The sequence below is a fragment of the Limnohabitans planktonicus II-D5 genome, from assembly GCF_001270065.2.
In the GTDB taxonomy this organism is placed as follows: domain Bacteria; phylum Pseudomonadota; class Gammaproteobacteria; order Burkholderiales; family Burkholderiaceae_C; genus Limnohabitans_A; species Limnohabitans_A planktonicus.
Genome location: NZ_LFYT02000027.1, coordinates 1 through 19,882 on the forward strand (window position 1 = coordinate 1; position 19,882 = coordinate 19,882).

Below are 19,882 nucleotides of genomic sequence, written 5' to 3' on the forward strand. Positions count from 1 at the left end.
GGTCACGCCGGTGATGCCAGCTGCTGCGTAGTCTTCCACGTTCAGGGCTGTGGTGCCGTTGTAGTTCTCGATCTTTGCCAGAGCAGTGTTGCCTGCGGTCACCAAGTCTTGCACTTCCACCACGCTGTTGGCCTCGCCTGCTTTTGCGGCCAGTACTTGGGCGTTGACGGCTGCCAGGTTGTTGGTGGTCACGCCGGTGATGCCAGCTGCTGCGTAGTCGTCCATGCTCAGGGCTGTGGTGCCGTCGTAGTTCTCGATCTTTGCCAATGCATTGTTGCCAGCGGTCACCAAGTCTTGCACTTCCACCACGCTGTCGGCCTCGCCTGCTTTTGCGGCCAGTACTTGGGCGTTGACGGCGGCCAGGTTTTCTGCGGTCACGCCGGTGATGCCAGCTGCTGCGTAGTCTTCCAAGCCCAAGGCGGTGGTGCCGTTGTAGTTCTCGATCTTTGCCAGAGCAGTGTTGCCTGCGGTCACCAAGCCTTGCACTTCAGCCACGCTGTTGGCCTCGCCTGTTTTTGCGGCCAGCACTTGGGCGTTGACGGCGGCCAAGTTGTCGGTGGTCACGCCGGTGATGCCTGCGGCGGCGTAGTCGTTCACGCTCAGGGCGTTGGTGCCGTCGTAGTTCTCGATCTTTGCCAGCGCGTTATTTCCATCAGTCACCAAGCCTTGCACTTCCGCCACGCTGTTGGCCTCGCCTGCTTTTGCGGCCAGCACTTGGGCGTTGACGGCGGCCAGGTTGTTGGTGGTCACGCCGGTGATGCCAGCTTCTGCGTAGTCTTCCAAGCCCAAGGCGGTGGTGCCGTCGTAGTTCTCGATCTTTGCCAGCGCGTTATTTCCATCAGTCACCAAGTCTTGCACTTTAGCCACGCTGTTGGCCTCGCCTGCTTTTGCGGCCAGCACTTGGGCGTTGACGGCGGCCAGGTTGTCTGCGGTCACGCCGGTGATGCCTGCGGCGGCGTAGTCGTTCACGCTCAGGGCGGTGGTGCCGTCGTAGTTCTCGATCTTTGCCAATGCATTGTTGCCAGCAGTCACCAAGCCTTGCACTTCACCCACGCTGTTGGCCTCGCCTGCTTTTGCGGCCAGCACTTGGGCGTTGACGGCGGCCAAGTTGTCGGTGGTCACGCCGGTGATGCCAGCTTCTGCGTAGTCGTCCACTGTCAAAGCTTCGGGATCATCGCTCCGGCCGTTTTTGTACGCTTCGAATTTTGCCAAGGCATTGTTGGCGGTAGTGACTACGTCTTGCAGCTCCTTGAGACTATCGGATTGTGTGCCGTTGTCTGCTTTTGACATCAGGCTAGCCACGACGGCGGCCAAGTTCGCATCGGTCACGCCTGTGATGCCCGCTTTGTCAAAGTCTGCCGCCGTGAGGGTTGGGTTGGGTTTGCCGCCTGTCGCCACCAGTTGGATGGCGTTGGCAATGCGTGCGAGTTCGTTGATTTCGGCAACGGTGTCCACACTTGACTTTTCTTTTGCACCCACGATGTCGTTGAGCAATGCCAAGTTTTTTGCATTTGTTGCAGCAAGACCGATGTTTGCGCCAATAGCTTGGTATTGGCTGGCGGTTGGGTTTCCGACCGGCGTGGTATCAGGTGTTGCGCCGTTCGCCTCACCCAGAATGGCGTTGTAAGCATCCACAATGGCTTGCACTTTGGCTGCGGTGTCGACATGAGTGCCCGAGACGGCGGCGGTGTTGAGGGCGTTGTTGATGGCGGCCAGATTGTCTTGAGTCACACCTGTGATGCCTGCTGCTGAATAGGTCTCCAGGCTTGTGGTTGAGGTAGATGCGTTATTGGCTTGTGCAGCTGCTTGTAATGTCTTGAGCGCAGCGGCGCTGGCAGCGTTGTCTTGCTTGCCCTGCACGGCCCCGCTTACTCCAGCGATACCAACACCGCCGAGCAGTGCGAACAGGGGGGTAAGGGATTGCTCACTCAGCGCGGCTCCGCTGCTTTGAATGAATTCAGCGCTGCCCAGCACGGCGTTAACGCTGCCTTGTGATGGAGTGACCAAGGCCAGTGGTGTATTCGAGTTGGCATTGCTGACGGCGTATTCGTACATATGGCCGTTTTCAGCTTCACCCACGAGACTCATGGAGCCATCTGTCACGACATCGTAGTAGTTCTCCAACACGAGATCGGGGCCTTCGTTGCCCGATTCAAACGTGATCTCCAGGTGTTTCCCCACACGCTTGGCTTTGACCATTTCAGGTGCTTTTTGGCCTTCGCGTGCCAAGTCTTTGAGTTGGTATGTGACACCTGCTTTGGCCGGGATGCGCAAGACCTGTCCTGGCGTACCCGCATTCGGTTTGAACTCAAAACTTTCAGCTGTCTTGGCTTGGGTTGGTAAGGCGATGACTTGGATGTGGGGTGCAGACATGGTGGCTTTCAACTCGGGTGAAGGGAGGGGGAGTTTGCGCAGCTCAAATGGGCTGGTGGATGCGTTGAACGGCGATTGGAAGATTCGAGCGAACGCAGTCGTTAAGGGCTGGACATGCTCGAAAAAACGATCCTCAGCGGCGCTTTGGCGGCTGTTCGGTCACGGAGAATGTGTTGTTGCATGCATCCGAAATATAAATATTGATAAATGCATATTTATCATTTTTTATTTATATGTAAATTTCACGAATTTAATATTTAATTTCGTTATCAATATCTGTATTTTTTCATTTTCATCTCCTTAATTTGTTCTAATTGCGATTAGTGATGACTAATTTGTTAAGTAGTATGCAAAAATAAAAGTAATATTTGTTAAATAAATAGAAACAAAAAGTAAGCAATTTGCAAATACATTCAAAAGTACTAAAAATAAACAGTAAAATCGTTAAATATTCATTTAATATTAATAATTAACACATTGATTAAATTATTTCGATATCAAAAATAAACAAATTCAGCTTTGGTGGTCAGTACAACTGCTCTTTCAAGACCAGCGCCAGGCCGTATGGGCTATCTCTGGCGTTGATCGCCAAAAACGATGAGGTGTTGCTGGGTGACCAAAGCGGCCGTGTGCGCCAAACCGTGCGCATCTGCCATGCCCTGAGCGATTTCGACGATGACTTGCCAGAAATCCTCGAATTTCTGCAATTGGCCTGAGTTCCGCCTGCGCAAAGGCAAAGGGGCATGGGAAAATCAAGGCATGTACGTACTATTTGAAGATGCCGGCAAATTCATGGCCGGTCGGGTCTTGTCAGAGGCCGATGCCTCTGCCCAAGTCGAGCTGGACTCCGGTAAACGGGTCAAAGTCAAGGCGGCCAATGTGCTGCTCAAGTTCGACAAACCCACACCCGCCGCCTTGCTCAGCGAGGCCACCGCCCTGAGCCAGAGCATTGAGTTGGAGCTGGCCTACGAATTCGCGCCCGAGCAGGAATTCGGCTTTGCCGACCTGGCTCGTGACTATTTCAGCGCAGGTACCAGCACGGTGGAGCAGGTGGCCGCTTTGCTGCGTCTGCACGAAGCGCCGCACTATTTCCGCCGTGCAGGCAAAGGGCGTTTTCGCAAAGCCCCCCCTGAAATCGTGCAACAGGCCTTAGCCGCCATTGAAAAGAAAAAGCAGATCCAGGCCCAGATTGAGGCCTGGTCGGCAGATCTGGTGGCCGGTACTTGCCCTGAGCCGATCCGCGAGCAGCTTTACAAAATCCTGTTTCGTCCCGACAAAAACACGCCCGAATACAAGGCCGTGGTCGAAGCCAGCAAAAGCAGCCAGACTGCCCCTTTGGATCTGCTGCAAAACGCAGGTGCCATCGCTTCGGCCTGGGATTTCCATTGGCAGCGTTTCCTGTTTGACCTGTTTCCCAAAGGCACCGGCTTTCCGGCCCTGCAGGCGCCCGCGATCCAGGACGAATTGCCGCTGGCACCCGTGCAGGCGTTTTCCATTGACGACTCGCACACCACCGAAATTGACGACGCCTTGTCGCTGCAGGGCCTGGGCACCGGCACGGTCACGGTGGGCATCCACATCGCCGCGCCTGGCTTGGCTCTGACGCCGGGCAGCACCATCGATCAACTGGGCCGTGCGCGCCTGTCCACTGTCTACATGCCCGGCTACAAAATCACCATGCTGCCCGACAGCGTGGTGCAGACCTACACCCTGATCGAAGGCCGCGACTGCCCGGCCGTGTCACTGTATGTGACCTTCAGCGAAGACACGCTGGAAGTGCAAAGTGCCGTCACCCGCTTGGAGCGCGTGCCGATTCTCGTTAACCTGCGCCACGACCAGCTGGATGACCGCATCACCCGCGAATGGCTCGAAGGCGAAGACCAAAGCGACCATGCTGATGTGCCGGTGAGCCGCGCCACGCTGGGCTTTTTCTGGCGACTGGCACAAACACTCAAGGCGCGCCGCGAAGTGGTGCGCGGCAAACCCGAAAACTTCAACCGTCCCGACTACAGCTTCAAGCTCGAGCGCCCCAGCAATGATCTGCCACCTACGGGCGAGGAAACCGTGCTGATCGGCACCCGCAAGCGCGGTGCCCCGCTCGACTTGATGGTGGCCGAAGCCATGATTTTGGCCAACAGCACCTGGGGTCAGTGGCTGGCCAGCTTGGGTGTGCCTGGCATCTACCGCAGCCAGGCCAGCATGGCGCCGGGTGTGAAGGTGCGCATGGGCACCAAGGCGCTGCCGCACGCGGGCATTGGTGTGCCCAGCTACGCCTGGAGCACCTCGCCTCTGCGCCGCTACACCGACCTGGTCAACCAGTGGCAAATCATCGCCTGTGCCAAACACGGTGCCACCGCTGCGCTGGCCGCGCCCTTCAAGCCCAAAGACGCCGAGTTGTTCTCGATCATCAGCGGCTTTGATGCCGCCTACAGCGCTTACAACGGGGTGCAGTCGAGCATGGAGCGCTACTGGACGCTGCGCCATGTGCAGCAGCAAAGCATTGAAGAATTGGAAGCCAGCCTGGTCAAGGAAATGGGCGGCGGCAGCTGGCTGGTGCGTGCCGACACCTTGCCGCTGATGTTCAGCGTCATGGGTGCCCAGGGTCTGGCCCGTGGGGCGCGTGTGCGCGTCAAGTTGGGCGAGATTGACCTCATGGCGCTCGATGTCAGCGGCACCGTGACCGCGCACCTGGATGCCCCGGTGGCCGCTGTGGACAGCGAGGCCGATGAGGCGGACGAGGAAGAAGCCCTGGCCGCAGGTCCTTTGACCATTGCGGTGGACCTGAACGACAACACCCAAAGCGATGCAAGCTGAAGCCTTTTCGCCCCCTCCGCCGGCCGCGCCGCAAGATGCGCCAAGGGCAAAGCGCAGACCATCGCCCCACCGGGCCTTGACCTGGGCCTTGGCGTTTTCGCTGGGGGTGCATTTGGGCTTGGTCACGCTGCGCTTTGCTGCGCCGGAAACCTACAACCGGGTGTTTGCAGACACGCCGCTCGAAGTGGTGCTGGTCAACGCTCGCAGCGAAGACAAGCCCGCAGATGCCCAGGTGCTGGCCCAGGTCAAACTCGCTGGCGGCGGGCAAGTGCCCGATGTCAGCCTGTCCAGCACGCCTTTGCCACCCGCCTTGGAGACCGAGGCGGGCACTGACATCAGTGAAATGCAGCGCAAGATCGAGGCGCTGAAAATGCAGCAAATGCGCTTGCTGACCCAGCTCAAGGACGAGCTGGCCGTGCTCTCCAAAGACAACGCCGGAGACAAAGCGGACAGCCCCGACCGCCAGGCCCGCGAAGAGCGCAAGCAGCAGCTGGCCCGGCAACTGGCCAGCATTGAGCAGCGCGTGGTGCAAACTCAGGGCGCAGCCCGCAAGCGCTACATCAGCCCGGCCACCAAAGAGGTGGTGTACGCGATGTACTACGACAAACTGCGCCGCACCATCGAGCAACAAGGCACGATGAATTTTCCCGAATCGGGTGGCCAGAAGATTTACGGTCAGCTCACCATGGTCATCACGGTAGACAGCAAAGGGCGCCTGTTGAAGACCGAAGTGGCCAGCTCCTCGCGCAACCCTTTGCTCGATGAGCGGGCGATTGCCATCGTGCGCAGCTCGGCACCTTTTGGTGAATTCAACAAAAAAATGCGGCAGCAAGCCGACCAGATTGTGGTCGTCACACGCTTTAACTTTTCGCGAGACGACACGCTCGAAACCCGCATGCTGGCCCCCGATCCAGACAAGAAGTGAGCCCAGGAGACGGATTGACGATGCGCGCTTTTGCACGTTTTTTGATGTTGTTGGCTCTGGCCTTTGTCGGGCTGCAGTTGTTTTTTGTGCTGCGCATCGCCTGCATGGCGGTGTGGTTGCCCGAATCCACCACCTTTGAGCGTTCGCAAATCTGGCAAATCGTCAGTCACCAGGGGCGTTTGCCCTGGCGCCAAGAGGTGGTTGAACTTTCGGCCATTTCTCCCTTGCTGCAACGCGCCGTCATGGCCTCGGAAGACAGCGCCTTCACCCAGCACCACGGCATTTGGTGGGACTCGCTGGAAAAAGCCTGGGATAAAAACGCCAAGGCCAAAGCCCTGGCCGAGCAACGCGCCCAGCGCAGACCCGACGCCAAGCCCCCGGTCGTCAAAATCGTGGGCGGCTCCACCATCACCCAGCAGCTGGCCAAAAACCTCTTGCTCTCGGGTGAGCGCACCTTGCTGCGCAAAGGGCAGGAAATGCTGCTGACCCTGACGCTGGAAACCTTGCTCAGCAAGCGCCGCATCATGGAGATTTACCTCAACAGCGTGGAGTGGGGCGAAGGCGTGTTTGGTGCCGAAGCGGCAGCCCAGCACTACTTTCGCAAAAGTGCGGCCCGGCTGAACGCCTGGGAAGCGGCACGCCTGGCCGTGATGCTGCCGCGGCCCCGCTATTTCGAAAAAAGGGCGCAATCGGCCTATTTGGCCAGCCGTGCAGAAACCATCATGGCCCGCATGAACGACGTGACCTTGCCATGAGCACATTGACCAACGCGGCCCCCCAAACCCTGCGCATTCTGGGCATTGACCCGGGCTTGCAAACCACCGGCTTTGGCGTGCTCGACATGACCGGCTCCAAGCTGCAATACGTGGCCAGCGGTGTGATTGAAACCACCCGCGAAGAAATGGGCAACCTGCCCGCGCGCCTGAAAGTGCTGTACGACGGCATCCGCGAAATCCATGCGCGTTACCAGCCCGATGTGGCCTCGGTGGAAATCGTCTTCGTCAACATCAACCCCCAGGCCACTTTGCTGCTGGGGCAAGCGCGTGGCTGCTGCGTTACGGCGCTGGTGTCTTGCGATATCGCCGTGGCCGAATACACCGCCTTGCAGATGAAGCAATCGGTCACTGGCCACGGCCGGGCCGCCAAATCGCAGGTGCAGGAAATGGTCAAACGCCTGCTGCAACTGCCGGTGGTGCCCCGCCAGGATGCCGCCGATGCTCTGGGCATGGCCATCACCCACGCCCACGCCAGCCCCTCCATGAACAAACTCGCCGCCCAAGGCGTCCTCAACCGCAAAACCCACGGCATGTTCAGAAGCGGCCGCAGCCATTGACGCCGCAGCCTCAGCCCCGTCCGACGATGAGGCCGCCGTGTATTTGCAGGTCGGTGCTTGTAGGTCGGCGGTCGAAGACCCCGACAGGCGCAGCCCAAGGCCAGCGCTTGAGCAGGCCGTGTCGATGTGCAGGAATTTGTCGGACTCTTCGAGTACCGACCTACGAGGGCAGCGACTTCGCCGGTCGGTACTTGTAGGTCGGTGGTCGAAGACCCCGACATGTACACCCCAAGGCCAGCGCTTGAGCAGGCAGTGTTGTTGTGCAGGAATTCGTCGGACTCTTCGAGTACCGACCTACGAGGGCTGCGACTTCGCAGGTCGGTGCTTGTAGGTCGGTGGTCGAAGACCCCGACAGGTGCAGCCCAAGCCAGGGCAGCGACTTCGCCGGTCGGTGCTTGTAGATCGGTGGTCGAAGACCCCGACATGTACACCCCAAGCCAGCACTTGAGCAGGCCGGATCCGCAGCAGCTTGGCCGCGTCAAATATCGAAGTTGTCAATCAGGCGGGTCGTTCCCAGCTTGGCAGCCCCCAGCACCACCAGCGCATCACCGGCTTGCGGGGCTTGCAGGTCGTTTCGGCGGCGCACTGTGAGGTAGTCGGTTTGCCAGCCGCGCTGGCTCAAGGCCGTCATGGCTTTGGCTTCGAGGGCGGGCAGGTGGCTGGCCAGCGCGTCGGCAGCGGCCAGGGCGTCGCGACCAAGTGCGCGCAGCGCCAGGGACAGTTGCAGCGCTTCTGCGCGTTCGCGCTCGCTCAGGTAACCGTTGCGTGAACTCAGTGCCAGGCCGTCTTCGGCACGGCAGGTGTCCACGCCCAACACGGTGATGGGCAGCGCGAACTGGCGCACCATCTGGCGGATCACCATGAGCTGCTGGTAGTCCTTTTTGCCGAACACGGCCACGCCCTGGGCCTTGCCTGCAAACACACTCATGAACAGCTTCATGACCACGGTGGACACACCCGTGAAAAAGCCGGGTCGGAATTCGCCTTCAAGGATGTCGCCCAGCGCCGGATCGGCATGCACCTTGACGGTCTGGGCTTCGGGATAAAGGTCGGTCTCGCGTGGGGCAAACACCACGTCGCAGCCTGCGGCCTGCAGCTTGGCGCAGTCGGCCTCCCAGGTGCGGGGGTAGCTGTCAAAGTCTTCGTGCGGCAAAAATTGCAGGCGGTTCACAAAAATGCTGACCACGGTGCAGTCGCCCTGGGGCTTGGCCAGCTCGACCAGCTTGATGTGGCCTGCGTGCAGGTTGCCCATGGTGGGCACAAAGGCGGGGCGCTGTGATGCGCTCAGGGCCTGACGGAGTTCGTCGATGGAACGGGCAATGATCATGGGTGAAATCTTGGGGTGGCTCGGGGGAGTGAATGACGCCTCACCAGGCGTGCAAGGCGTTGTCGGGAAAGCTGCCGTCCTTGACGGCGAGCACATAAGCGCCCATGGCGTCCAGCACGCTGCTTTGGCCCGTCATGAAGTTGCGCACGAATTTGGGGTTCTTGCCCAGGTTGATGCCCAGCATGTCGTGCATGACCAGCACCTGGCCTGCGGTGCCTTTGCCCGCGCCTATGCCGATGGTGTGGCAGCGTGGCAGGGCCTCGGTCAGTTCGGCCGACAAAGCGGCGGGCACCATCTCCAGCACCAGCATGGCCGCGCCTGCGTCCTGCAGGGCAAGGGCGTCCTGGCGCAGTTTGGCGGCCGAGTCGCCACGACCTTGCACCCGGTAGCCGCCCAAGGCGTGCACGGTTTGCGGCGTCAAGCCCAGGTGGGCGCAGACCGGGATGCCGCGCTCGACCAGAAAGCGCACGGTCTCGGTGGTCCAGCCGCCGCCTTCGAGCTTGACCATGTGTGCGCCAGCCTGCATCAGCACGGTGGCGCTGCGCAGGGCTTGCTCGCGTGACTCGTGGTAGGTGCCAAAGGGCAGGTCGCCAATGATCCAGGCGGTGCCTTGCACGCGCTGCACGCCGCGCACCACGCTTTCGGTGTGGTAACGCATGGTCTCCAGGCTCACGCCCACAGTGCTGGGCAGGCCCTGGCAGACCATGCCCAGCGAGTCGCCCACCAAAATGCATTCGACGCCAGCGGCATCGGCCACAGCGGCAAAGGTGGCGTCGTAGGCGGTGAGCATGGTGATTTTTTCACCGCGCTCGCGCAGCTCGTTCAGGCGCGGCAGGCTGATGGGTTTGCGGGCCGCCACGGGTGATGCCGGAGGCAATGTGCCGTAAGGCGTTGCGGTCGAAGAGGTGTTCATGGCAACAGGGGGGCTTGAGGGTGCCCGATTCTGTCACCGTATCAGGCTTGTTCAGACAGGCGTGAACGCCAGCCGCACATAAATCGGCGCGAAAGCTTCGGCTTGTGTGATCTCGATCAAGGTTTCCTTGGCCAGTTCCAGCAAAGCGATGAAGGTGACGACCAGCACCGGTGTGCCTTGGGTCGGGTCGAACAGGTTTTCAAATTCGACGAATTTACGGCCTTGCAGGTGCTTGAGCACGATGCTCATGTGTTCGCGCACGCTGAGTTCTTCGCGGCTGATTTTGTGGTGCTGCACCAGGTTGGCCCGCTTGAGGATGTCGCGCCAGGCCGATTGCAGCTCTTGCATGCTCACGTCCGGAAAGCGCGGCTGCAGGCTTTGCTCGATATACACCTGTGCCTTGAGGAAGTCGCGCCCGTAGTGAGGCAGGGCGTTCAGTTGCATGGAAGCGAGCTTCATTTGCTCGTACTCCAGCAGGCGACGCACCAGTTCGGCCCGGGGGTCTTCGGCCTCTTGGCCTTCGGCCGCTTTTTTGGGCGGCAGCAGCATGCGCGACTTGATCTCGATCAGCATGGCCGCCATCAGCAGGTATTCGGCGGCCAGCTCCAGGTTGCGCTCCCGGATTTCGTCGACATAGCTCAGGTACTGGCGCGTCACCCCGGCCATGGGGATGTCAAGGATGTTGAAGTTCTGCTTGCGGATCAGGTACAGCAGCAAATCGAGCGGGCCTTCAAAGGCCTCCAGAAACACCTCCAGCGCATCGGGCGGTATGTACAGGTCCGTGGGCATCGAAAACAGAGGCTCGCCATACAGGCGAGCCAGCGCCACCTGGTCCACCACCTGCGGCATGGGCGCGGCGGTGCTGTCCAGCGCTGGGGGCAGCTCGGTGGGTTCGGTGCTCATGGATGGGCGATGCCGGGGGGCGCAGGCGCTTGGGGTCTGCGCGCGGGCCGTCAGCCTTGAGAGGCCTGGGTTTGGTAGACGTAAGGTTGTTGCGCCACGCGGGCGGCCTTGAACTCTTGCTGGGCCTTGCGGTCTACTGCTTTGTCCCACAGCAAGGCACGGCCTTCGCGCTGCCGGGCTTCCAGTTCGGGGTGCTGGGCTTTGAGCTGGTCGATGAACTGGGAGGTGTCAGAGCTGTAGTCAGGGCGGCGGAAAATGGACATGGAGGCTTTCGAAAAAAAGCAAAGATCGCAAAAGACAAGGCAGATGTGGCGGGGCTACACAAGAGCGCCAAGGCCACCATCAACGAAAGGGGGCCATTTTACTGGGCGCAGCCGTGAGCCAGCTGACAGCCCGCTTCAGCCCGGTGGGCAGATCGGGCTCCAGTTGGCCGTCCAGCAGGCTCAGCATGCCGCTGCGCCGGGCAATGTCCAGCGGCTGGTGTTGCAGGCCGCAGACGATCAAACGCAGCTGTTTTTTGTGGCAAGTCTCGATCAGGTGCATCAGGGCATCGGCTCCGGACGAGTCGACATAAATCACGTTTTTCAGATCCACCACCAACACGGGGGCGCTGATCTTGTCTTCAATCTCTTCGATGAGTTTGACGGCCCCGAAGAACAAGGCACCATAAATGCGCCAGGCCTGGATGCGGTCTTCGTGTCCGATCAGACTCGGGTGTTCAAGGCGGGTGACGGCTTCGCTGCGGCTCAAGCTGGAGATGCGGTAAATGAAAGTCAGGCAGGCGGCCACCAGACCCACTTCGACTGCCACCGTCAGATCAAACACCACGGTGAGGAAAAACACCGCCAGCAAGGTGATGCGGTAAGGCAGGCGAAACTGCCGCAGGTGCAAAAACTCGCGCCACTCGCCCATGTTCCAGGCCACAAACATCAAGATGGCGGCCAAAGCGGCCAGGGGAATGTGCCCGGCCAGCGGCGCGGCCACCAGCACCACGGCCAGCAAAGTCAGGGCGTGCACCATGCCCGCAATCGGGCTGGTGCCACCGCTTTTGATGTTGGTCACCGTGCGGGCAATGGTGCCGGTGGCGGGCATTCCGCCAAAAAACGGGGTCACAAAATTGGCCACGCCTTGCGCCATCAGCTCTTGGTTGGGGTTGTGGCGGTCATCGATCATGCCGTCGGCAATGCGGGCGCACAGCAGCGATTCAATGGCCCCCAGCAATGCCAAGGTCAGGGTGGGCATGAGCAAAAAGCGGGCGCTGTCCCAGCTGAAATCGGGCCATTGCAAGCCGGGCATGTCGGCCGCAATGCCGCCAAATTTGCTGTCTATCGTCTCTACCGGCAAAGACAGCCCCATGCAAGCCACTGTGGCAAATACGAGGGCGATGATGGAGCCCGGCACCATGCTGACCCATTGGTAGCGGCTGCCCTCCAGTCGGCGGCCCAAGCGCATCCAGCCCACCAGCAAGGACAAGGAGCCCAGCGCCACCAGCAAGGCGGCCAGGTTGGTGGTGTGCAGATGCTGACTCAGGCTGTGCAGGATGCCAAAAAAATCCGCAGGCATGGCACCCGTTTTGAGGCCCAGAAAATCCTTGATCTGGGACAGCATGATCAGCACCGCGATGCCGTTGGTAAAACCAATCACCACCGACACCGGAATGAAGCGGATCAAGCTGCCCAGGCGGAACAGACCCATCAAAAACAGCAAGACCCCCGACATGGCGGTGGCCAAAATCAGGTTGGCCAGGCCATAGCGGTCCACGATGCCGTAAACGATGACGATGAAGGCACCGGCTGGCCCGCCAATTTGCACCCGGCTGCCGCCCAGCGCCGAAATCAAAAAGCCCGCGATGATGGCGGTGAACAAGCCTGCTTCGGGTTTGAGGCCCGAGGCAATGGCAAAAGCCATGGCCAGCGGCAAAGCCACCACCCCCACGGTGATGCCCGCGCCGATGTCGCGCACCAGGCGCTGGCGGCTGTAGCCCTGCAGGCTGTCGATCAATTTGGGGTGGAAGAAAGCAGGGACAAAGCGGGTCATGGCCATGGAGGACGATGGGTCATTTGGAAAATTGGGCAGCGTGCTGACGCAGATCATCGATCAGTGGGCGCAAGCACAGCAGCCACAGCAAGGCCGCCAATGGCAGGGTGGTGATGTAACCCCATGCCTTGAAGCCCAGCGCACCCAGCAGCCCGCCCAGCAAGAAGCCCAGCACCAAAGCACTGTTCACACGCAAACGATGGCGGTTGGCGCGCACGGGGGAGCCATTGGCGAGCCGGTTGATGTAAAGCCACTTGCCCAGCTCGATGCCGATGTCAGTGACCAAGCCGGTGACGTGGGTGGTGCGAATTTCGGCGTGCGAAATTTTGGTGATGACCGCGTTTTGCAGGCCCATGATGAAGCACAGCAAGACCACCGTCATGGGCAGGAAAACCTGGGACCAGGAAGCGATGGCTGCCCCAAACAGCCCAAAGATCAGCAAAGCCAGGGATTCCAGCAACAGCGGCAGGCTGTAGCTGCTGCGCAGTTGCTGGCGCAGCCCCCAGTTGACCATGATGGCGGTGCACATGGCACCCAGCACAAATGAGATCAGGCAGGCCAGTCCGGCCAGGACAAGGGTGCCATGACCCAGCACCAGGTCGTCTGCGATGGAGGACACGATGCCCGTCATGTGCGAGGTGTAACGCCCCACAGCCAAAAAACCCCCTGCATTGGTGGCCCCCGCCACAAAGCTCAGCGCCAGGCCCAGGCGCAAATTGGCCTGGGGGCTTCGCTGCACATCGGTCCATCCACGAATCAGAGGAAACATGTGCAGCGTATTTGCAGGGGTTTCAGTGAATGCGCATGCCGGGCTTGGCGCCGGGCCAGGGGTGCAGCACATGGATGCCCGGTTCGGCTTTTTCATCCGCGTGGCTGGCGGCCAGCACCATGCCCTCGGACACGCCAAACTTCATCTTGCGCGGGGCCAAATTGGCCACCATCACGGTCAGCTTGCCGATCAGGTCATCAGGCTTGTACATGCTGGCGATGCCGCTGAACACATTGCGCATGCGCCCCTCGCCCACATCCAGCGTCAGGCGCAGCAGCTTGACCGAGCCTTCGACCGGTTCGCAGTTCACGATCTGGGCGATGCGCAGATCGACCTTGGCGAAATCGTCGATGCTGATGGTGGGGGCGATGTCTTCGCCGCCGGGGATCAGCTTTTCTTCGACCACGGCCGGTGGCTCGAACAGGGCTTCGAGTTGTTCGGGGGTGACGCGTTGCATGAGGTGTTGGTAGGCGTTGATGGTGTGGCCATAACCGAGTGGTGCGTTCAGATCGAGCCACCCTAGAGGTGGTGAATTCAAGAAGGTTTCAACTTCTTTGGCAAGATTTGGTAGTACTGGTTTTAGGAAAATTGTGATGAACCGAAATGCTTCAATGCAGGCTGTGCAGACTTCCCACAAACGCTCGTCTTGACCTTCTTGTTTAGCAATTTCCCAAGGTTTATTTTCTTGAACGTATTCGTTGACTTCATCTGTAAGCCGCATCACTAGACGCATAGCTTGTGCGTAGTCTCGAGATTCGTACAAATGTCTGATGGATTCACCTTCAAGGCTCAGACCTGAAAGCAAGGCATTAGATGACCAAGGAAGTCCTGATGATGTGTTGCCTAATTTCCCATCAAATCGTTTTGAAATGAATCCCGCAGCACGTGAAGCGATATTGACAAATTTGCCAATCAAATCTGAATTAACACGCGCAAGAAAATCTTCAGCATTGAAGTCAACATCTTCGTTCTTGCTGTTGAGTTTGGCAGCCAAGTAGTAACGCAGCCACTCGGGGTTCATGCCCAGGCTCAGGTACTTGAGCGGGTCGAGGCCAGTGCCCCGGCTCTTGCTCATTTTTTCGCCATTGTTCACCGTCAAAAAGCCATGCACGTTCACCTTGTCGGGCGTCTTGCGCCCTGAAAAGTGCAGCATGGCTGGCCAAAACAGCGTGTGGAAGGTCACGATGTCTTTGCCGATGAAGTGGATTTGCTCCAGATTCGGGTTGGCCATGTAGGCGTTGTAATCTTCGCCCCGTTTGTCCAGCAGGTTTTTGAGCGAGGCCAGATAGCCCACAGGCGCGTCCAGCCACACATAAAAGTACTTGCCCGGTGCGTCCGGAATCTCAATGCCGAAATAAGGCGCATCGCGCGAGATGTCCCAGTCACCCAAGCCCTCGCTGGTGCTGCCGTCCGGGTTGGTGCGCACAGAAAACCACTCTTTGACCTTGTTGGCCACCTCGGGCTGCAGCTTGCCATCTTGGGTCCACTGGCTCAAAAACTCGACGCAGCGCGGGTCGGAGAGCTTGAAGAAAAAGTGTTCCGAGGTTTTGAGCTCAGGCTTGGCACCCGACAGAGCGGAGAAGGGGTTGATCAGGTCGGTGGGGGCGTAAACCGCGCCGCAGCTCTCGCAGTTGTCGCCATACTGGTCTTTGGCATGGCACTTGGGGCACTCGCCTTTGATGAAGCGATCCGGCAGGAACATGTTCTTCTCGGGGTCAAAGAACTGTTCGACCGAGCGCACCTCGATCAGCGAGCCACCGTCGGCAGCCGAAATGTCGCGCAGGTCGCGGTAAATCTGGCGGGCCAGCTCGTGGTTCTCGGGCGCGTCGGTGCTGTGCCAGTTGTCAAACTGGATGTGAAAGCCGTCCAGGTAGGGCTTGCGGCCCGCGGCGATGTCGGCCACGAACTGCTGGGGCGTCTTGCCCGCTTTTTCGGCGGCGATCATGATGGGCGCGCCATGCGTGTCGTCCGCACCCACAAAATTGACTTGGCTGCCCTGCATGCGCTGGAAACGGACCCAAATGTCGGCTTGGATGTACTCCATGATGTGGCCGATGTGGAAGTTGCCGTTGGCATACGGCAAGGCGGTGGTGACAAAAAGCTGGCGGGGCGCGTTGGGGGCAGACATGGTGGGGCAGTTTGTAGGGGAATCGGTGATTTTAGGGTGTACGGCACGGCTTGTCGGTAAACTCCGGCCCATTCTAGAAAGAGACCATGGCGACCACCGAACAACTCCTCCAGGCCCTGCAAGCCGTCATTGACCCGAACACGGGCAAAGATTTCGTTTCCACCAAAACCTTGAAAAACCTGCAAGTCGAAGGCTCAGATGTGTCCTTTGACGTGGAGTTGGGTTACCCGGCCAAGAGCCAGATTCCTGGCATTCGACAGGCATTGATTGCTGCCGCCAAGGGCGTGGCGGGCGTGTCCAACGTGTCGGCTAACGTGACGAGCAAGATCACGGCTCACGCCGCCCAGCGCGGTGTGGCTCTGCTGCCGCAGGTGAAAAACATCGTGGCCGTGGCCTCGGGCAAGGGTGGCGTGGGCAAGAGCACCACCGCCGTCAACTTGGCGCTGGCGCTGGCTGCCGAAGGCGCCAAAGTGGGCTTGCTGGACGCCGACATTTACGGCCCCAGCCAGCCCATGATGATGGGCATCGAAGGCCGCCCCGAGAGCGAAGACGGCCAGACCATGGAGCCGATGGAAAACTACGGCGTGCAGGTCATGTCGATTGGTTTTTTGGTGGACCCCGACGAAGCCATGATTTGGCGCGGCCCCATGGCCACGCAGGCGCTGGAGCAGTTGCTGCGTCAGACCAACTGGAAAGAACTCGACTATTTGATCGTGGACATGCCACCCGGCACTGGCGACATCCAACTCACACTGAGTCAGCGCGTGCCCATGACCGGCGCTGTGATCGTGACCACGCCGCAAGACATCGCTTTGCTGGATGCCAAAAAAGGCATCAAGATGTTTGAAAAAGTGGGCGTTCCGATTTTGGGTATTGTGGAAAACATGGCGGTGCATGTGTGCACGAACTGCGGCCATGTGGAGCACATTTTTGGCGAAGACGGCGGCAAGCGCTATGCGCAAGACAAAGGCATCGACTACCTGGGCGCCTTGCCGCTGAACATGCAAATTCGCCTGCAAGCCGACCAGGGCAAGCCCACGGTGGTGTCCGACCCCGACGGCGAAGTGGCGCAGATCTACAAGGCCGTGGCCCGTCAGGTGGCGGTCAAGATCGCCGCCAAGGCCAAGGATTTTTCGAGCAAGTTCCCGACCATCAAGGTCAGCAAGGACACCTGATCACTGAGCTTGTTCCGATGGTGCAGCCATTTGCGGTTGATCTGGCACGCCTGCTCAAGCAAACGCCGCAACTGGACTGCCACGTCGCAAGCTCCTCGCAGTGACGGGGAAAGGACGCAAGCTCTTCTGAGTGACGGGGAAAGGGCGCAAGCTCCTCGCAGTGATTGGGAGCGGGCCCAGGCTCACTCGCCGTGACGGGGATAGGATGCATGCTCCTCGAATTGACAGGGACAGGGTGCAGCCTCACTCACCGTGACGACTGTGAATTCGTCATTGCGAGCGAAGCGTGGCAATCCAGTTGCTGAGGTTGATATGGCACCAAGGCTTCTTGTGTGGGCTCAGCTTTTTTGACCAGCCCGCATCAGCTGACCCGGCAATGCACCTGTGGCCTGCTGGTGTTCAAAGATGGGCTGACCGGCTACCAAGGTGGCGATGTAGCCATCGCAGCGTTGCGTCAGTCGCCGTCCGCCTGCGGGCAGGTCGTAGACCATCTCGGGGGCATACAGGCGCAACTTGTCGTAGTCGATGATGTTGATATCGGCTTTCTTGCCCACTTGCAGCGTGCCCCGGTCTTGCATGCCGTAGATGCGTGCGGTGTCCTGCGTTTGGCGCTTGACCATGGCTTCCACGCTGAATGTGCCGCCCCGGGTGCGCGAACGGCTCCAGTGCGTCAACATGAAGGTGGGCATGCTCACGTCGCAGATGTAGTTGCAGTGCGCGCCGCCGTCTGACAGGCTGTTCACGGTCACATCGGTCTGCAGCCATTCATGCAAGTGGTCCAGATTGCCATACGAGTAGTTGAAGCTCGGGTAATACAGCATGGCCATACCGTCTCGCTCCATCATCAGGTCATAGACAACTTCGAGGCCGCTGCGGCCTTGGGCCTGCATCATGGCTTGCACGCTTTCGCTGGCTTCGGGCTCGTAGTCCGGGTTGTCGGCCAGTCGGTAGATCTTGTGGAAGTTGCCAAACATGGTGCGCATGCGCTCGTCGGTGCGCAGGCGTTCGCCGGTCAGGATGGCCTGTCGCACTTCGGGCTGGCGCAGCCGGGCGAAGCGCTCGGGCCAAGGCAGCTTGGCGATCTCCAGGAAGGCTGGACTGACGATGAAGGGGTGCAAGCTGCTGTGCCATGAAAACAGCAAGCCTACAGGCCGTCCGCAGATGCCGCCATACAGGGGAATGTTTTGCGTATGGGCTTCCTTGAGGGTGCCCAGAATGTCTTTCCACAAATCGGGAGCCGGGTCGGTCTGCTGCAGGTTGAAGAGCACGGGCAGCTTGTTTTTGAGGGCCAGATTGCGCATCCACGGAATCTCGTGGTGCATGGAGATGTGGTTGGAGGTCATCTGGAACACGCCATGCCCGACTTCGCCCAGCACCTGGCCCAGGGTGGAGATTTCTTCGCCGGTGGCAAAGGTGCCGGGGGGGTATTTGCGCTGGTCGTATTTGTGCAAAAAGGTGCGCGATGTGGAAAAGCCGTAGGCCCCGGCCTTGAGCGCCTCGCGCACAATGGCGCACATTTCAAATAAATCGTCGGGTGTGGTTTCGTCGTGCTGGATACCGCGCTCGCCCATCACATAGGCCCGCACGGCCGAGTGGGGTATTTGTGTGGCGATGTCCAGGGCCTTGGGGCGGCGCGCCAGGGCATCCATGTATTCGGGAAAGCTTTCCCAATCCCACTGAATGCCTTCAGAGAGCACGGCGCCGGGGATGTCTTCCACGCCTTCCATGACCGAGATCAGCCAGTCGCGTTTGTCGGGCTTGACCGGGGCAAAGCCCATGCCGCAGTTGCCCATGACGACGCTGGTCACGCCGTGCGACGTGGACGGGGAGAGGTAGGGGTCCCAGGTGGCCTGGCCGTCATAGTGAGTGTGGATGTCGATCCAGCCGGGGGTGACGAGGGCGCCTTGGGCGTCAAGGGTGCGGCGTGCAGGTCCTGCCTTTCCGCCCACCTGGCTGATGACGCCTTGGTCGATGGCGATGTCGCCTGCTTGGGCGGGTGCGCCGGTGCCGTCAATGAGGCTGCCGCCGCGAATCACGAGATCGTGCATGGGGAAATTCCTGTGGTGATTGGGGGAAAGTTCAGTCGAGCTTGATGTTCAGGCGTTTGATCACGGTGCCCCAGCGTTCATGGTCGCGCTTGACGATGCGGGCAAACTCTTCAGGGCCAGCGCCGCTGACTTCATTGCCTTGGTTGGTGATCATTTGGCTCACCTCGGTCGATTTCAAGGCGCGACCTATGGCGTCCGAGATTTTCTTGGTCAGGGCAGGCGACATGTTGCCCGGTGCAAAAAAGCCCTGCCAGCCCACGATGTCGATGCCTTCCACCCCGGCCTCGGTCATGGTGGGCAAGTCGGGCAAGACACTCAAGCGCTTGTCGGCGGCAACCGCCAGCAGTTTGAAGCGTCCGGCCTTGGCACCCTCCACAGCGGTGGCGGTGCCGTCAAAGTAAAACTGCACATCGCCCGCCATCAGGGCCCGTGTGGCGTCTGGCGTGCCTTTGTAGGGCACATGCACCATTTGGGTGTTGCTGCGCATCATCAGCATTTCGGCATTCAGGTGCGAGGTTGAGCCCTGGCTGAACGAGGCAAAGTTGAGTTTGCCGGGATTACTGCGCGCAAAGTTGAGCATGTCGCGCACCGAGTTGAAGGGCGACTCTTTGTTGACCACCAGCACCGTGGCGGATCGGGCCACCTGGGTGATGGGTGTGAAGTCCTTGAACGGGTCGTAAGGCAGTTTGCTGTACAGGTGTGGGTTTTGGGTGTGGGTGACCACGATGGTGTAGAGCAAGGTGTGGCCGTCGTTGGCCGCGCGTGCCACGTCTTGGGCACCGATCAAGGTGCCCGCGCCGGGTTTGTTGTCCACGACAAAGTTGCCCCCGGTGTCTTCGCTCAATTTGCGCGCAATCGTGCGTGCCAGACCATCAGAGCCGGAACCGGCAGGGAAAGGCACCACGATGCGCACAGCTTTGCCGGGCGTGGGCCAGGCGGCGTCTTGTGCCCAGGCGAGGCCCAGCGGTCCGATGTACAGGCTGGCGAGCAGGGCGCGGGCCCAGGTCCGTCGCTGGCGCAGATTGAAAGACTTGAGAGGTGATGTCATGGAGGTCTCCTGTGGTTTTTATCGGTGACGCCAGCGGGGTTGGGCGCTGGCACCGGATTCAGCTTAGAGGGTGTTCAAAATAAAAACAA

16 protein-coding genes are annotated in these 19,882 nt (G+C 59.8%); 6 read left to right on the forward strand and 10 right to left on the reverse strand.

Going from position 1 to position 19,882, the window contains the following annotated elements; translation table 11 throughout:
* The coding region (locus H663_RS36740) for a hypothetical protein (RefSeq protein ID WP_133240055.1) at positions 1-2,373 on the reverse strand (2,373 nt) is incomplete at its 3' end.
* A 581-nt stretch (positions 2,374-2,954) separates the two neighbouring features.
* Between H663_RS36740 and H663_RS42420 the strand changes: the two genes are divergently transcribed.
* The 5 genes from H663_RS42420 (at position 2,955) to ruvC (ending at position 7,445) form a co-directional block, all read left to right on the forward strand.
* Positions 2,955-3,089, forward strand: coding sequence for a hypothetical protein (locus H663_RS42420; protein WP_276309846.1), 135 nt, complete (start codon positions 2,955-2,957; stop codon positions 3,087-3,089).
* Positions 3,090-3,132: 43 nt separating this feature from the next.
* Complete coding sequence (locus tag H663_RS36745) at positions 3,133-5,187, forward strand: ribonuclease catalytic domain-containing protein (RefSeq protein WP_053173746.1); 2,055 nt, start codon at positions 3,133-3,135, stop codon at positions 5,185-5,187.
* Between the two features lie 76 nt (positions 5,188-5,263).
* On the forward strand, positions 5,264-6,112 hold the full coding sequence (locus tag H663_RS36750; RefSeq protein ID WP_053176696.1) for an energy transducer TonB: 849 nt from the start codon (positions 5,264-5,266) through the stop codon (positions 6,110-6,112).
* A 20-nt stretch (positions 6,113-6,132) separates the two neighbouring features.
* On the forward strand, positions 6,133-6,867 hold the full coding sequence (gene mtgA, locus H663_RS36755) for a monofunctional biosynthetic peptidoglycan transglycosylase (RefSeq protein WP_053173748.1): 735 nt from the start codon (positions 6,133-6,135) through the stop codon (positions 6,865-6,867).
* A 29-nt stretch (positions 6,868-6,896) separates the two neighbouring features.
* Positions 6,897-7,445 carry a crossover junction endodeoxyribonuclease RuvC gene (gene ruvC, locus H663_RS36760; protein ID WP_053176698.1) on the forward strand — a complete coding sequence of 183 codons (549 nt, stop codon included), beginning with the start codon at positions 6,897-6,899 and terminating at the stop codon, positions 7,443-7,445.
* A 478-nt stretch (positions 7,446-7,923) separates the two neighbouring features.
* On the opposite strand, the gene panC is transcribed toward ruvC, so the two are convergent.
* From panC to metG, 7 genes are all read right to left on the reverse strand, one after another.
* The gene (gene panC / locus H663_RS36765; RefSeq protein ID WP_053173749.1) at positions 7,924-8,772 is read right to left on the reverse strand and encodes a pantoate--beta-alanine ligase; all 849 of its coding nucleotides are present in this window, start codon (positions 8,770-8,772) and stop codon (positions 7,924-7,926) included.
* A gap of 40 nt (positions 8,773-8,812) precedes the next feature.
* Entirely contained in the window at positions 8,813-9,685 is an 873-nt protein-coding gene (gene panB / locus H663_RS36770; RefSeq protein ID WP_053173751.1) for a 3-methyl-2-oxobutanoate hydroxymethyltransferase, read from the reverse strand.
* Between the two features lie 51 nt (positions 9,686-9,736).
* The gene (locus H663_RS36775) at positions 9,737-10,588 is read right to left on the reverse strand and encodes a segregation and condensation protein A (RefSeq protein ID WP_053173753.1); all 852 of its coding nucleotides are present in this window, start codon (positions 10,586-10,588) and stop codon (positions 9,737-9,739) included.
* Positions 10,589-10,638: 50 nt separating this feature from the next.
* Entirely contained in the window at positions 10,639-10,851 is a 213-nt protein-coding gene (locus H663_RS36780) for a DUF3460 family protein (RefSeq protein WP_053173756.1), read from the reverse strand.
* 79 nt (positions 10,852-10,930) lie between these two features.
* Entirely contained in the window at positions 10,931-12,625 is a 1,695-nt protein-coding gene (locus H663_RS36785; RefSeq protein WP_116695918.1) for a SulP family inorganic anion transporter, read from the reverse strand.
* Between the two features lie 19 nt (positions 12,626-12,644).
* Positions 12,645-13,394, reverse strand: coding sequence for a YoaK family protein (locus H663_RS36790; protein WP_053173760.1), 750 nt, complete (start codon positions 13,392-13,394; stop codon positions 12,645-12,647).
* 22 nt (positions 13,395-13,416) lie between these two features.
* A complete protein-coding gene (metG, locus tag H663_RS36795) occupies positions 13,417-15,522 on the reverse strand; it encodes a methionine--tRNA ligase (RefSeq protein WP_053173761.1) in 2,106 nt (701 codons plus the stop codon).
* 86 nt (positions 15,523-15,608) lie between these two features.
* On the opposite strand from metG, the gene apbC reads away from it, so the two are divergent.
* Positions 15,609-16,697 carry an iron-sulfur cluster carrier protein ApbC gene (apbC, locus tag H663_RS36800; protein WP_053173763.1) on the forward strand — a complete coding sequence of 363 codons (1,089 nt, stop codon included), beginning with the start codon at positions 15,609-15,611 and terminating at the stop codon, positions 16,695-16,697.
* A gap of 338 nt (positions 16,698-17,035) precedes the next feature.
* Here the strand turns inward: apbC and H663_RS36805 are convergent, their stop codons facing one another.
* Together H663_RS36805 and H663_RS36810 are read right to left on the reverse strand one after the other, a co-directional pair.
* Positions 17,036-18,745, reverse strand: coding sequence for an N-acyl-D-amino-acid deacylase family protein (locus H663_RS36805; protein ID WP_053173765.1), 1,710 nt, complete (start codon positions 18,743-18,745; stop codon positions 17,036-17,038).
* Between the two features lie 31 nt (positions 18,746-18,776).
* The gene (locus H663_RS36810) at positions 18,777-19,793 is read right to left on the reverse strand and encodes a Bug family tripartite tricarboxylate transporter substrate binding protein (RefSeq protein WP_053173767.1); all 1,017 of its coding nucleotides are present in this window, start codon (positions 19,791-19,793) and stop codon (positions 18,777-18,779) included.
* Between the last annotated feature and the right edge of the window lie 89 nt (positions 19,794-19,882).

Coding starts and splice junctions, on each gene's coding strand:
- H663_RS36810 (WP_053173767.1), bottom strand. CDS start 19,793: ATGACATCACCTCTCAAGTCTTTCAATCTGCGCCAGCGACGGACCTGG.
- H663_RS36805 (WP_053173765.1), bottom strand. CDS start 18,745: ATGCACGATCTCGTGATTCGCGGCGGCAGCCTCATTGACGGCACCGGC.
- mtgA (WP_053173748.1), top strand. CDS start 6,133: ATGCGCGCTTTTGCACGTTTTTTGATGTTGTTGGCTCTGGCCTTTGTC.
- apbC (WP_053173763.1), top strand. CDS start 15,609: ATGGCGACCACCGAACAACTCCTCCAGGCCCTGCAAGCCGTCATTGAC.
- panC (WP_053173749.1), bottom strand. CDS start 8,772: ATGATCATTGCCCGTTCCATCGACGAACTCCGTCAGGCCCTGAGCGCA.
- H663_RS36790 (WP_053173760.1), bottom strand. CDS start 13,394: ATGTTTCCTCTGATTCGTGGATGGACCGATGTGCAGCGAAGCCCCCAG.
- H663_RS36785 (WP_116695918.1), bottom strand. CDS start 12,625: ATGACCCGCTTTGTCCCTGCTTTCTTCCACCCCAAATTGATCGACAGC.
- H663_RS36745 (WP_053173746.1), top strand. CDS start 3,133: ATGTACGTACTATTTGAAGATGCCGGCAAATTCATGGCCGGTCGGGTC.
- metG (WP_053173761.1), bottom strand. CDS start 15,522: ATGTCTGCCCCCAACGCGCCCCGCCAGCTTTTTGTCACCACCGCCTTG.
- H663_RS36775 (WP_053173753.1), bottom strand. CDS start 10,588: ATGAGCACCGAACCCACCGAGCTGCCCCCAGCGCTGGACAGCACCGCC.
- H663_RS36780 (WP_053173756.1), bottom strand. CDS start 10,851: ATGTCCATTTTCCGCCGCCCTGACTACAGCTCTGACACCTCCCAGTTC.
- panB (WP_053173751.1), bottom strand. CDS start 9,685: ATGAACACCTCTTCGACCGCAACGCCTTACGGCACATTGCCTCCGGCA.